This window comes from Burkholderia cenocepacia (genome assembly GCF_014211915.1).
Lineage (GTDB): Bacteria > Pseudomonadota > Gammaproteobacteria > Burkholderiales > Burkholderiaceae > Burkholderia > Burkholderia orbicola.
The window spans coordinates 917,757-930,650 of the sequence record NZ_CP060040.1 but is presented as its reverse complement, the minus strand read 5'-3'; the positions used below and the strand labels follow the sequence as shown (position 1 = coordinate 930,650).

The following is a 12,894-nucleotide window of genomic DNA, read 5'->3' as shown; positions in this document are numbered from 1 at the left end:
GTCGGAGCGGCGGCGAGGTGGCCAGGCGCGCGTTACGGCGCGAAGAACACGTCGGTGCGGTTCGTCAGGTTGCCCGCGTTGGTCTGCACGAAGAACGGATGGAACGACGACGACGGGAGAACGTCGAGCCCCTGGTAGTCGCCGATGAAGAACCCTTCGGCGTTGGGCGCGAGCTTCATGTCGAACGGGCCGCCGACGCGCCGCTCGTCGGCGAACGTGGCGCCGCCGTCGTGCGAGATCTTGCGCCAGAAGCCGGTCGGCAGCGTCGTCGTGTTGCCGGCCTGCAGGTCGCGGAAGTCGTAGTGCGTGACCATCACCGCGCCCGTGTTGTCGACGCGCGCCGACGGATTGAACGCGGGGCGCCCGGTCGGCGTGTTCACCTGTTGCGGCGTGCTCCAGGTCGCGCCGCCATCCTTCGACGTCGATAGCGCGATCTCGTCGTACGCGCCGCCGTTGAAGCGGCTGTCCTGCCACACGACGTAGAGCTGCCCGGATGCGGGATCGATCGCGGGTTCGGGAATGATGTCGCCGGTGCGCACGGGTTCGCCGGTGTTCGGGTCCGTGACGCCGACCGTCTGCAGCCCCGCGATGATCTGCGGCTTGGTCCACGTCGCGCCGTCGTCGGTCGACTTGATGAACGCGACCTTGCCGGCCGCCTTGCTGAACGGCGGCTGGATCAGGTCGAAGAAATCGTAGAGCGTGCCGCTCTTCGGATCGACGACGATCTGGTTGCCGATCGTCTGCTGGCGCGACGGCACGTCGACGATCACCTTCGCGGCGCTCCACGTCTTGCCGCCGTCGGTCGTCTTCGAGAACAGCGTCGGCCCGCGATACGCCTTCGTGTGCAGGTTCGCGTACGGGTTGCCGTTCGGCAGCTCGAGACGGTCCCATACCGCGTAGGCGGTGCCGGCCTTCACCGGGTTGGCGGTCACCGATTCCTTGTCGTTGAAGAACTGCGTCGTCGGTTCGTCGTTCGCGATCAGCACGGCCGGGTTGCTCCACGTTTGCCCACCGTCGGTCGAGACCGACGCGCCGACCGCGTTGGCGTTGTTCGACTGGTTGAACGAGATCGATACCGAGTAGGCGGTGCCGTCCGGCCCGAACGAGACCCACGGATCGGACGCGCGCTCGTATTTCAGTCCGCCCGGCGCGCATGCGCTGAACGGCTGCGGCGTGCGCGCCCAGGTCGCGCCGGCGTCGAACGTGTAGCCGGCGACGAGCCCGTGGGCGCCGCCGTTCGACCAGCGGTCCTGCTGCCACACGCCGATCATGTTGTTCGGGTTCGCCGGATTGACCGCGAGCCACGGTTCGACTTCTGCATTCACGTAGTTGGTGCCCGGGCCGCCGATGGTGCACGCGGCGAACGGGCTCGGGCCGGACACGACGACGGGTTCGGCGTGCGCCACGGCAGCGGCGGCCAGCGCCATCGCGGCGGACAGACGGGTGACAAGCGGATGGGACACGATCATGCGTCGCATGGACGACTCCTCGGTGAGGGGCGGATGCGATGGCGGGGCACGACGAGACGACGCGAGCCGGGGCGCGGCGAATCGTGCCGCGCACGTCGTGACGTGCCGTTCAGCTTGCCGTTTCAGTCATCGCGATCCGCGTGCGCTGGATGCCGCCAGCGCTTCGGTTAAGACTCCTCTTCGTTTTCAATGCTTGTCGGGTGTGTCTGCGATGTCGACCCGACGGGAACGCCAGTCCGGGCATGCGACGAATGTGTCGAAGTGGATTGCAATGTAGGCGATTCGAATGCCGCGCAACAGACGGTTTTTTGTAACAGGACGTAGCCGGAAAGCGTTGCCGGAAGCAGGCGTCCGGCATGCAAGATTTGCCGTTGCGGCGGCATGAAAATCGAATCGAAAACGCGAATCGCAATCGCTTGCGATTGATGTCCGGCACGCGCCGACTGTGAGCGCGTGATGCGCTGCTCAGCGCTCCGCCGGAAAGCGCTCCTGCAACGTGTGCAACCAGCGCGCGACGACGTCGAGTTCGGCGTCGGAAAACCCGTCGCACAGCTTCCCGTTGAGTTCGCGCAGCAGCACGCGCGCACGCTTGAGCGCCGCGTGGCCTGCGTCGGTCAGGTACAGCCGCGTCGCGCGGCCGTCGTCCGAATCGGCATGACGCGTGATGAGGCCGGCTTTCGCCATCCGGTCGGCGAGCCCCGTCATCGCGGACGGCGCCAGTTGCAATGCGGCGCCGACTTCACCGATCAGCGCGCCGTCCTGCCTGGCGAGACAGAACAGTGCACCGGCCTGCGCGGCGCTCGCGCGCGTTTCGGTTTCGGCCTTGCGGTCGATCCAGCGCTGCACGCGTCGCTGGCCGATGTTCAACATGAAAAACAGTCGTCGGTCTTCGCTCAAGCTGGGTTCCCGGCTGCAATGGAAAGAGAGGGACGGCCCGCGGTGCGCGGCGTGTCGAGCGCCTGCGCGAGCCAGTCGGCGACGTCGGGCCACAGCACGGTGCCGGGCCGGCTTCGAAAGAAGCCCATGTGCCCGACCGGGCCGCTGCCCGCCGCGCGCGGATCGATCTGGCGGCGTTCGACCTTCGCGCGGGTCAGATAGCTTACCAGCAGGCCGATCGCGGCAGGGTTCGCCCACGGATCGTCGTCGAAGCCGAGCGCGAGGATCGGCAACTGCTGCTTCGAGAAGCGTTCGGCCGCGCCGAGCGTCGGATCGTCGAAGAAGTAGTGAGGCAGCGTCGTCCAGCGGCTCCATTCGCGGAACACGCCGGCCGGCAGATCCTCGCCGAGCCCGAGCCGCTTGCCGGGCACGTAGCCGAGCAACGCGGACGTCAGCGGGCCGAGCACGCGCAGGATCAGCCGCACCTTCAGGCGCTCGGCCGCCTGCGCGATCAGCCGCGTGCTGCCCGCATGCGCGGCGACCAGCACGGCCGCGCGCAGATGCGTCGTCGCGCCGGACAGCCCGATCGCGTGGCCGCCGACGCTGTGGCCGACCGCCAGCAACGGCAGCCCTTCATACGCGTGCCGGGCCCACGCGGTCGCCGCGCCCACGTCGAGCTCCATCCAGTCGCGCATGCGGGCCTGCAGCGCGCCCAAACGCGCCGGCCGCGATGCGCCGATGCCGCGATAGTCGTAGGTCAACGCCGCGAAACCGCGTTCGGTCAGGAAGCGCGCGAAGCCCGCATACAGCCGCTCGGGCACGGCCGTCGCCGGATGGATCAGGACCAGCGCGCGCGGCGTCGCATCCGGCGACCACAGCGTGCCGTGCAGCACGTAGCCGTCCGCAGCGGAAAATTCGATGGGTTCGGAGCTCATGGGCGTCCTCGCTCGGGTAGTTATTTCGTATGCGAAATATAGTTCGTAATTTATTTCGTGCACGAAATATCTGTCGAGGAACCCTTCGAACTTCGGGAGGCGTCGGCAGACGACGAGCAGTGCACGCACGCGAGCGAGTCATAAAATATTTGCATCTTTGCATAGAAGAATATTGCGTTTGTGTCATGAAGTGGATCGACGTATCTTCACCGGTTCCATCCGTTGCGCCGGCGGTTTCCGCACGGCGGACAAACCTTCCGGGAGATCATGTTGCTGAGCCGAATCGTCACGGCGCTCTTGCTGGCGCTCGCCGCGCAGCCGGGCATCGCCAAAGACACCGTCACGTTGCGTGTCGGTGAACAGAACTACTTCAACATCCAGGCGTCGATGGAGGCGTCCGGCGCGCTGAAGGACCTGCCTTACACGATCGAGTGGAAGCACTTCCAGGCCGCCGCGCCGGTGGCCGAAAGCCTGAACGGCAACGCGATCGACCTCGGCTTCCTCGGCGATTCCGCGCTGCTCACGCTGGCCGCGCGCGGCGCGCCGGTCAAGGTCGTCGCGGTGTCGCGGCAGAGCCTCGACGGCGTAGCGATCCTCGTGCCGAAGAACTCGCCGGTGCGCACCGTGGCCGATCTGCAAGGCAAGACCATCGCGGTATGGCGCGGCGCGTGGAGCCAGCAGCTCGTGCTGCGTGCGCTCGAACACGCGGGGTTGCGCGCCGATTCGGTGAAGTACGCGTACCTGATGCCGATCGACGCGACCAATGCGCTCGCGAACGGCTCGGTCGACGCGGTGTCGCTGTGGGAGCCGTTCGTCAGCACGCTCGCATTGCGGCAGGGGCGCGCCCCGTGACGACCGCGCAGGGGCTGATGCCGGCGCTGAGCTTCGTCGCCGCGAACGAGCAGGCCGCGACAGGCAAGCGCGCCGAGATCACCGATTTCCTGCGGCGCGTGGTGGTCGCGCGCCAGTGGGTCGACAGCCATCCGCGCGAGTATGCGGAGCTGTGGGCGAAACGCGCGAATCTCGAACCCGACGTCGCGTACCGCTGGCTCAACAATGCCCGGCAGCGTGTCGGCCCGGTCGACGAGACGGCCGCGAAGGACGCGCAGAACACGGCCGACTTCCTGCACAAGTCCGGCGTGATTCCGACCGCGTACGACACGTCGAAGCTGCTCGACCGCTCGTACGCAGGCGTGTTCGCGGCGCCCGCGCAGAAGACCGCCGCCGCGCAGTGACCGTGCGGCCCGCTACACGATTCCCGCCATTCCTGATCGACATACCCGAGGACATCCCGACATGCCAGTCGACATCATCGGCATGATCACCGCGACGCCCGGCGCGGAGGTCGACGTACCGGGCGGCGCGGCCGTCCAGCCCGACTACGTGCGCCGCTTCGCGCAGGCGCACGAGGCCGCCGGCTTCGACCAGATCCTGATCGGCCATTTCAGCAACGCGGCGGACGGCTTCATCGTCGCGTCGTTCGCGGCCGCCGCGACCGAACGCATCCGCCTGCTGCTCGCGCACCGGCCGGGCGTGATCGTGCCGTCGGCCGCCGCGCGGCAGATCGCGACGCTCGACGTGTTCAGCGGCGGCAGGCTCGCGCTGAACGTGGTGTCCGGCGGCGACGACGCCGACTTGCAGCGCGACGGCGATTTCGTGCCGCACGATGCGCGCTATCGCCGCACCGGCGAATATCTCGACGTGCTGAAACGGATCTGGCTGGCCGATGCGCCGGTCGATCACGACGGCGCGTTCTACCGGCTGCGCGGCGCGTCGCCGCTCGTGAAGGGCGCGCAGCGGCCGCACGTACCGATCTATTTCGGCGGCTCGTCGCCCGCCGCGCTTGCCGTTGCGGGCGAGCATGCGGATGTCTACATGACGTGGGGCGAGCCGCTCGATGCGGTGCGCGAGCAGATCGCGCGCGTGCGGGCCGCCGCCGCGCCGTTCGGACGCGCGCCGCGCATCAGCGTGTCGTTCCGGCCGATCGTCGCCGATACCGAGGCGGCCGCGTGGGAGAAGGCCGAGGCGATCCGCGAGCGCGTGCGTGCGGCGCGGCTCGCGAACGGCCAGCCGATCGCCGGTCACGCGCCGCAGAATGCGGGCTCGCAGCGGCTGATGGCCGCCGCCGCGCAGGGCGACGTGCTCGACGAGCGGCTGTGGATGGGGGTTGCGAACCTGACCGGCGCGCGCTGGAATTCGACCGCGCTGGTCGGCACGCCCGAGCAGGTCGCGCGAGCGCTGGGCGCGTATTACCGGCTCGGCGTATCGACGTTCCTGATTCGCGGTTTCGATCCGCTCGACGATGCACTGGCCTACGGGCGCGACCTGATTCCGGCGATTCATGCGCACATTGCGGAACTCGACCGCTATCAGGCGGCGGTGCCGGCGTAGACGAACGACCGATCGATCGAATCGCGCCGGCGTGTCCGCCACGACATGCCGGCGCGATTGTCTTGAGCGACACGCTCAGAACGACGGCAACCCCGGCGGATTGGTCTCCGCCCGCGCGATCGCCTCGCTCTGCAAACCCCAGCGCGCCAGCGCCTGCCCGTAGCGGCCGTTGCCGATCAGCGCATTGGTGGCGAGCGTCAGCGCGGGCGCGAGCCCGCTGCCGCGGCGCGTCGCGATCGCGACGTCCGCATTCGCCGGCCAGCCTGCATTGACGACGCCGACGCGGCGGATCTTGCCGGTGCGCGCGGCCTCGTACGCGAGCGACGCGTTCGGGTTCAGCTCCGCATCCGCGCGGCCCGACAGCAGCGCGACGCGCGCGGTCGCATCGTCGTCGAAATAGAGCAGTTCGGCCGGCTTCAGCCCTTGCGCGACGTTGCGCTTGCTCCATTCGAGCAGGATGCGCTCCTGGCTCGTGCCGGCGCCGGTGATGATCCGCAGGCCCGCGATGTCCTTCGGCTCCGCGATCTTCGCGATCGGGTTGGCGGTGCGCACGTAGAAGCCGTGCAGCCCGAGCCGGTAGGTCGTGAAATCGTATTTCTCCTTGCGCTTCTCGGTCACGCCGACGTTCGAGATCACCGCGTCGTACTTGCCGGACGTCAGCCCCAGCGGCCAGTCGGCCCACGCGATCGGCAGTAGCACGAGTGTACGGCCGAGCGCGTCCGCGACCAGTTGCGCATAGTCGGGATCGGCACCGACCACGGTGCGCGCGTCGGTCGCATAGGTCGACACGGGCGGCGCGTGCGGCGAGATCGCGACCGTGAACGCGCCGTCGCGCACCCAGCGGTAGCCGCTGGCCGCGCGGATGGCCGCGTCGTCGGGGCTCGCGCGCAGGCGGCCGGCCTGACGCGGGTCGAGGTCGGCGGTGGCGGCCGCCGCGCGTGCCGCGTGCCACGGCAGGCCCGATGCCGCGACCAGCGCGGCCGTGATGAACTGGCGTCGATCGGTCATCGCGCGGCACCTCGCAGGTCGAAAGCGGCGCGCATCACAGCACCCGCGACAGGAACGCGCGGGTGCGCGAATGCGACGGCGCGTCGAGCACGACCGCGGGCGGCCCGGCCTCGACGATGCGCCCGCGTTCCATGAACAGCACGTTGTCCGCCACTTCGCGTGCGAAGCCGATTTCGTGCGTGACGATCACGAGCGTCGTGCCCGAGCGCGCGAGTTCCTTGATCACGTCGAGCACTTCGTTGACGAGTTCCGGATCGAGCGCCGACGTCGGCTCGTCGAACAGCAGCACCTTCGGACGCAACGCGAGCGCCCGCGCGATCGCGACGCGTTGCTGCTGGCCGCCGGACAACTGGCGCGGGTACGCATCGGCTTTATCCGCGAGGCCGACCCGCGCGAGCAGCGTGCGCGCGGTGTGCTCGGCCGCATCGCGCGTCACGCCGGCGACGGCGATCGGCGCTTCGATCAGGTTCTCGAGCACCGTCAGGTGCGGGAACAGGTTGAAGTTCTGGAACACCATGCCGACGGCCGTGCGCCGCTTCAGCACGTCGCGTTCGCTCAGTTCGTGCAGCACGTCGCCGTCGCGGCGATAGCCGATCAGTTCGCCGTCGATGTCGATGAAACCGTCGTCGACGCGTTCGAGATGGTTGATCGTGCGCAGCAGCGTCGACTTGCCGGAGCCGGACGGGCCGACGATCACGGTCACGCTGCCCCGCGGCGCGACGAATGACACGTTGTCGAGCACGCGCTGCATGCCGAACTGCTTCGACACGCCATGCACGGCCACTTCGCCGCCGGTGCGCGACACGGCGGCCGCGGTATCGGTGCGCGTGTCGTCTGCGGCCTGCGCATTCGACGCCGCACGGCGTGACGCGACACGCCGCCACAGCCCGCCGAGGCGCGCAAGCGCGAACGTGACCACCGACGGCGGCGGATTGCGGAGCGCGCCGCGTGCATAGTGCCGCTCCACCTGCACCTGGATCGCGGACAGCACGGTCAGGATGATCAGGTACCAGACGGTCGCGACCATCAGCAGCGGAATCACTTCGAGGTTGCGGCGATAGATCACCTGCACCGTGTAGAACAGTTCGGGCATCGCGAGCACGTACACCATCGACGTGCCTTTCGCGAGCGAGATCAGGTCGTTGAATGCGGTCGGCAGGATCGCGCGCATCGCCTGCGGCAGCACGATCCGCGACGTCTGGCGGCCGCGCGGCAGCCCGAGCGCGGCGGCGGCTTCGAGCTGCCCCTGGTCGACCGCGAGAATGCCGCCGCGGATCACCTCCGCGGAGAACGCCGCGTGGTTCAGCGTGAGGCCGAGCACGGCCGCGAGGAACGGGCTGATGAGGTCGGTGGTCGGCGTGTCGAACCACACGATGTCGGTGAACGGCACGCCGAGCCGCACGTGCTCGTACAGGTAGCCGAGGTTGTTCAGGATCAGCAGCAGCACGATCAGCGGAATCGAGCGGAACAGCCACACGAAGGTCCATGCGCTCGCGGACAGCAGGCGCGAGCGCGACAACCGGGCCAGCGCGACGAACGCGCCGAGCACGAAGCCGAACACCGCGCCGAGCAGCGTCAGCACCAGCGTGCGCGCGAGCCCCGACAGCACCGGCGGCGACAGGAACCATTCGGCGAACACCGGCCAGCCCCACTGCGGGTTGCCGAGGAGCGAATACAGCGTGATCGCGATCAGCACGAGCGCGAGCACGGTGCCGGCCGTGCGCGACCGGTGGCGCGCGGGCACGATCCGCAAACGCGTGCCGGCCTCGCGTGCGTCGGGGGAAGAGAGCGGCGGCAGCGCGCCGCCGAGGTGGGTCGTGTCGCTCATGTCGTTGGAATCCTCGAATCGATCGATCGGCGGGCGCGCCGCCGTGCATGGGCGGCGCGGCGGCGTCAGGCGTGCGCTTCGGCGGCCGTTTCCTGGGCGGCACCGGGCGTCGCGTAGCGGCTCGCCTTGCGCGGCAGACCGAGGTGGTCGCGCAGCGTGGCGCCGGGCAGGTCGCGGCTGTAGCGGCCGCGCGCCTCGAGCACCGGAATCACGAGTTCGATGAAATCGTCGACGCCCTGCGCCTGGACCGGAAAACCGAGGATGAAGCCGTCGCCGGCGCCTGCGTCGTGCCAGCGGATCAGTTCGTCGGCGACGTGTTCGGCCGTGCCGATGAAGTTCGGCCGCGGCGTCGCGACCGCGAGCGCGGTTTCGCGCAGCGACAGGCCCTTGCGTTTCGCATCGGCCTTGATGCGGTCGGTGGTCGAGCGGAAGCTGTTGCGGCCGAGCTCGCCGAGTTCCGGGAACGGCGCGTCGAGCGCGTACTGCGTGAAATCGTGGTGATCGAAATAGCGGCCGAGGTACGCGAGCGCCTCGTCGATCGTCAGCAGGTCGCGGATCGCCTGGTATTTGTCTTCCGCTTCGGCGGCCGTGCGACCGACGATCGGCCCGACGCCCGGGAAGATCTTCACGTCGCCGGCCTGCCGCCCGTGTTCGATCGCGCTCTGTTTCACGCGCTGCGTGAACGCGGCCGTTTCCTCGATCGACGGCGAATGCGTGAACACGGCGTCCGCGTATTTGCCCGCGAGGCCGATGCCGGTGTCGGACGAGCCGGCCTGGAAGATCACCGGCTGCCCCTGCGGCGAGCGCTGGATGTTCAGCGGGCCCGCAACCTGGAAAAAGCGGCCCTGGTGATCGAGCGTATGCAGCTTGTCGCGATCGAAGAAGCGGCCGGTCGCGCGGTCGCGCACGAAGGCGTCGTCGTCCCAGCTGTCCCACAGGCCCTGCACGACCTCGAGGTATTCGTCGGCGATCTCGTAGCGCAGTTCGTGATCCGGGTGCGTCTTGCCGAAATTCTTCGCGGTGCCTTCGAGCGGCGTCGTCACGACGTTCCAGCCCGCGCGACCGCCACTGATCGCGTCGAGCGACGCGAGCTGGCGCGCGACCGTGAACGGCTCGCTGTACGACGTCGAGATCGTGCCCGCGAGCCCGATCTTCTTCGTCGCGACCGCGAGCGCCGACAGCACCGTCAGCGGCTCGAAGCGGTTCAGGAAGTGCGGGATCGACTTCTCGTTGATGTAGAGGCCGTCCGCGACGAACGCAAAGGTGATGCCGGCGGCTTCCGCCTTGCGCGCGACGCCGATCATGAAGTCGAGGTTGATGCTGGCGTCGGGCGGGTTGCTCGGATGCCGCCACGCGTTCATGTGGCTGCCTGCGCCTTGCAGCATCAGGCCGAAGGGAATCGATCGTCGGGTCGTCATGATGGGAATGTCACGCGTTCTGGTCAGGGGAGAGGGAGCGGTCGGCCGCGAGGGCCGTCTGCAACGGCGTGGTGGACAGCGCGCCGCCGAGCCATTCGGTAGACGCGAGCCGCGCCGCGTAGTCGGATACCGGCGAATCGATCACGAACGCATCGACGTCGAGCCGCCGGCTCAGCGCGTCGAGCGCGCGGTGCACGCCGTCGGGCGTATCGGCCAGCACCGTCGGGCGCAACTCGTCGATCCGGTAGTCGGACGCGCCGCTTTGCCGCGCGAATTCCGCGGCCGCCTGCGCGCTGCCGAGGTTGAAGCTCTGGCCGCCCGCGAACTGCAGCTTGAAGATCTTCAGCGGCCCGATCAGTTGTTCGGCCTCGTCGCGCGTCGGCGCGGCGACCGCGTACAGCGCGACGAGCGGCTTCTCGCCGCCCGCGCCGCGGTACGCGTCGAGCGAGCGTTCGAGATTCGCGTCGTCGCCGTTGAAATGGCCCGCGTAGCAGAAGCGCCAGCCGTTGCGCGCGGCGAGCGCGCCGCTGTCCGGCGAGCCGCCGAGCAGGATGCGTTCGGGCGACTGCGGCGGCACCGGCATCGCGACCGCGCCGGCGAGCGGATGATCTTCGGCCACGCCCCAGCCGAGAAACGCGTCGAGCTCCGCGAGCTGCCCCGCGAAATCGGGCTTGCGCGCCTTGTCGTGGAACCACTGCAGCGCGCGCGTGGTCAGCGGCAGCCCGCCGGGCGCCTTGCCGATGCCGAGATCGACGCGGCCCGGCGCGAGCGCGGCCAGCAGCTTGAAGGTTTCCGCGACCTTGAACGGGCTGTAGTGCTGCAGCATCACGCCGCCCGAGCCGATCCGGATGCGCGACGTGTGCGCGAGCAGGTGCGCGACGACGACCTCCGGCGCCGAACTCGCGAAGCCCGGCGTGCCGTGATGCTCGGCGACCCAGAAGCGCGCGTAGCCGAGCTGTTCGGCGCGGCGCGCGAGCGTGGTGGTGAAGCGCAGCGCATCGGCGGCGTTCGCGCCGTCGGCGATCGGACTCTTGTCCAGCAACGAAAGCGAATAAGACATGGTGAGCGGCGTTCCTGCGTGAGCGTGGATGGACGGTTGCGGGCGCGCGGCGCTCAGCTTTTCGGCAGCCCGGGCGGATTCGTACGCGACTGGTCGATCGCTTCGGACGCGAGGTTCCAGCGGTCGAGCACCTGTTGGTAGCGGCCGCTCTTGATCAGGCCGTTCAGCGCGACGGTCAGCGGCTCGGCGAGGCCGCTGCCGCGGCGCGTCGCGATCGCGATGTCGGCCGTGCGCGGCCAACCGCCGCTGATCGCGCCGACGAGCCGCGTCTTGCCTTGCTGCGCGCTTTGATACGCGAGCACCGAATTCACGCTGAACACCGCGTCCGCCCGGCCCGACTGCACGGCGACGATGCGCATCGCCTGGTCGTCGTAATACTGGATCTGCACGGGTTTCAGCCCGTGCGCGACGTTCTCGCGGTCCCACGCGAGCAGGATCTTTTCCTGGTTGGTGCCGGCGTCGGTCACGATGCGCAGCCCCGCGACGTCCTTCGGCTCGCGGATCGCCTGGATCTTGCTGTCGTTGCGCACGTAGAAGCCGACCTGGTCCTTGCGGTAGGTCGAGAAATCGAACTTCTGCTTGCGCTCCTCGGTGACGGTCACGTTCGAGATCACCGCGTCGACTTTCCCCGATTCGAGCGCCAGCGGCCAGTCGGCCCACGCGAGCGCGACGATCTTCAGCTTGCGGCCGAGGCTGTCGGACACGAGCTGGCCGACGTCGGCATCGAAGCCGATCACCGTGCGCGCGTCGGTCGCATACGAGCTGATCGGCGGCAGGCTCGGCGCGATGCCGATCGTCAGCGTGCCGGGCTCGGCGAACTTGAACGACGCGGGCACCGCGCGCTCGACCGCCGCATCGGCCGCGCCACGCGGGCGGCCGCGCTGCTCGGGGCTTAGGTCGAACGTCGCGGCGGTCGCGGCCATCGCGGCCGCGAAGGCGCTCAGGCCGATCAGTGCGGTGGCCAGCGTGCGCACGGCACGGAAAGAAAGCGGTACGGCTCGATGCATGAAAACGTCCTGTCGTGGCAGCGTGGAATCGTTGAAAGCGGGAAGGGCGAGATGAAAGGCGGGATGTCGCGCGCTCAGCGCGGCAGCACCGGTTCGGGCACGGGCGCCCACAGGTCGGCCAGCGTCGACGTGCGCGACGGATCGACGAGATCCTTGCCGAAACGCAGGTGGAAATACGCTTCCGGGTCGATCGACGAATCGAACAGCCGCGTATAGCCGGTGCGGTCGTACAGTGCCCACGCTTCGGGCTGGCGAAAGCCGGTGGTCAGGTAGAGGCGGCGGTAGCCCTGTTGCACGGCGCGCAGTTCGAGCGCTTCGACGATGAGTCGCGCGAGGCCCTGGCGGCGCAGGTCGGCGCGCGTCCAGATGCGTTTCAGTTCGGCGGTCTGCGCGTCGTAGCGCTTGAACGCGCCGCCGCCGATCGTCTCGCCGTCGCGCAGCAGCAGCACGAACGCGCCTTCGGGCGGCGCGAACAGTTCGGCCGGATAGCGCGCGAGTTCGTCGCGGGCCGACGCGCGGCTGTCGGGGCGGTACGCGTTGTAACGGGTTGAATACTCGTCGATCAGCGCGTCGATCAGCGGCTGCGCGCGGACGTCGAGCGGCGTCGTGTCGATGATGCGGTCGTTCGTGGCCATGGGCATCGCGAAGGGCGCGCGATGCGGACGTTCCTGGCGGGGTGCGGGCACGCGGCCCGTCCGGTCTGTTCCGTTATCGCGACGCAGTTGTCGTGATGGCGGCGGCTGTCGTGCTTCGTGCGATGCATCCGGCGCGCCGCCGCCGTTTTGAACACGTTAGCGGCGCGGCCGGCAAAGGCGAACGAAGCAATTTCGATAAGGATTTCGCGGAAGGTGGAAGAAGGCTTGCAGAGGGAGTGGGGTGCGGCGAACGGGCGTGGCGGGAGC

The 12,894-nt window shown here is 68.9% G+C and carries 10 protein-coding genes and 1 pseudogene; 2 read left to right on the top strand and 9 right to left on the bottom strand.

Annotation, left to right across the window (positions count from 1 at the left end; translation table 11 throughout):
- Positions 1-32: 32 nt before the first annotated feature.
- The 3 genes from SY91_RS20700 to SY91_RS20690 form a co-directional block, all read right to left on the bottom strand.
- Positions 33-1,478 (bottom strand): sialidase family protein, encoded by a 1,446-nt coding sequence (locus SY91_RS20700; RefSeq protein WP_185921336.1) that lies wholly within the window; start codon positions 1,476-1,478, stop codon positions 33-35.
- Between the two features lie 456 nt (positions 1,479-1,934).
- The gene (locus tag SY91_RS20695; protein WP_006478991.1) at positions 1,935-2,366 is read right to left on the bottom strand and encodes a MarR family winged helix-turn-helix transcriptional regulator; all 432 of its coding nucleotides are present in this window, start codon (positions 2,364-2,366) and stop codon (positions 1,935-1,937) included.
- Entirely contained in the window at positions 2,363-3,280 is a 918-nt protein-coding gene (locus SY91_RS20690; protein ID WP_124591650.1) for a serine aminopeptidase domain-containing protein, read from the bottom strand. Before SY91_RS20690 ends, SY91_RS20695 begins: the two co-directional genes overlap by 4 nt.
- Before the next feature lie 267 nt (positions 3,281-3,547).
- Between SY91_RS20690 and SY91_RS35500 the strand changes: the two are divergent.
- Together SY91_RS35500 and SY91_RS20680 are read left to right on the top strand one after the other, a co-directional pair.
- A pseudogene (locus SY91_RS35500) lies at positions 3,548-4,515 on the top strand (ABC transporter substrate-binding protein).
- Between the two features lie 61 nt (positions 4,516-4,576).
- The gene (locus SY91_RS20680; RefSeq protein ID WP_034174784.1) at positions 4,577-5,671 is read left to right on the top strand and encodes an LLM class flavin-dependent oxidoreductase; all 1,095 of its coding nucleotides are present in this window, start codon (positions 4,577-4,579) and stop codon (positions 5,669-5,671) included.
- A 75-nt stretch (positions 5,672-5,746) separates the two neighbouring features.
- Here the strand turns inward: SY91_RS20680 and SY91_RS20675 are convergent, their stop codons facing one another.
- The 6 genes from SY91_RS20675 to SY91_RS20650 form a co-directional block, all read right to left on the bottom strand.
- Complete coding sequence (locus tag SY91_RS20675) at positions 5,747-6,679, bottom strand: ABC transporter substrate-binding protein (protein ID WP_185921335.1); 933 nt, start codon at positions 6,677-6,679, stop codon at positions 5,747-5,749.
- A 34-nt stretch (positions 6,680-6,713) separates the two neighbouring features.
- Positions 6,714-8,507: an amino acid ABC transporter permease/ATP-binding protein gene (locus SY91_RS20670; protein ID WP_105797626.1), complete on the bottom strand. Its 1,794-nt coding sequence runs from the start codon at positions 8,505-8,507 to the stop codon at positions 6,714-6,716.
- Between the two features lie 65 nt (positions 8,508-8,572).
- A complete protein-coding gene (locus tag SY91_RS20665) occupies positions 8,573-9,925 on the bottom strand; it encodes an LLM class flavin-dependent oxidoreductase (RefSeq protein WP_027810432.1) in 1,353 nt (450 codons plus the stop codon).
- A 10-nt stretch (positions 9,926-9,935) separates the two neighbouring features.
- Positions 9,936-10,985, bottom strand: coding sequence for an LLM class flavin-dependent oxidoreductase (locus SY91_RS20660; RefSeq protein ID WP_185921334.1), 1,050 nt, complete (start codon positions 10,983-10,985; stop codon positions 9,936-9,938).
- 53 nt (positions 10,986-11,038) lie between these two features.
- On the bottom strand, positions 11,039-11,992 hold the full coding sequence (locus SY91_RS20655) for an ABC transporter substrate-binding protein (protein ID WP_034174786.1): 954 nt from the start codon (positions 11,990-11,992) through the stop codon (positions 11,039-11,041).
- A gap of 74 nt (positions 11,993-12,066) precedes the next feature.
- Entirely contained in the window at positions 12,067-12,627 is a 561-nt protein-coding gene (locus tag SY91_RS20650; RefSeq protein ID WP_041489392.1) for a GNAT family N-acetyltransferase, read from the bottom strand.
- Between the last annotated feature and the right edge of the window lie 267 nt (positions 12,628-12,894).

Bases quoted from the DNA above. Each gene is read 5' to 3' on its own strand.
- SY91_RS20700 (WP_185921336.1), bottom strand. From the start codon at position 1,478: ATGCGACGCATGATCGTGTCCCATCCGCTTGTCACCCGTCTGTCCGCC.
- SY91_RS20690 (WP_124591650.1), bottom strand. From the start codon at position 3,280: ATGAGCTCCGAACCCATCGAATTTTCCGCTGCGGACGGCTACGTGCTG.
- SY91_RS20680 (WP_034174784.1), top strand. From the start codon at position 4,577: ATGCCAGTCGACATCATCGGCATGATCACCGCGACGCCCGGCGCGGAG.
- SY91_RS20675 (WP_185921335.1), bottom strand. From the start codon at position 6,679: ATGACCGATCGACGCCAGTTCATCACGGCCGCGCTGGTCGCGGCATCG.
- SY91_RS20670 (WP_105797626.1), bottom strand. From the start codon at position 8,507: ATGAGCGACACGACCCACCTCGGCGGCGCGCTGCCGCCGCTCTCTTCC.
- SY91_RS20665 (WP_027810432.1), bottom strand. From the start codon at position 9,925: ATGACGACCCGACGATCGATTCCCTTCGGCCTGATGCTGCAAGGCGCA.
- SY91_RS20660 (WP_185921334.1), bottom strand. From the start codon at position 10,985: ATGTCTTATTCGCTTTCGTTGCTGGACAAGAGTCCGATCGCCGACGGC.
- SY91_RS20655 (WP_034174786.1), bottom strand. From the start codon at position 11,992: ATGCATCGAGCCGTACCGCTTTCTTTCCGTGCCGTGCGCACGCTGGCC.
- SY91_RS20650 (WP_041489392.1), bottom strand. From the start codon at position 12,627: ATGGCCACGAACGACCGCATCATCGACACGACGCCGCTCGACGTCCGC.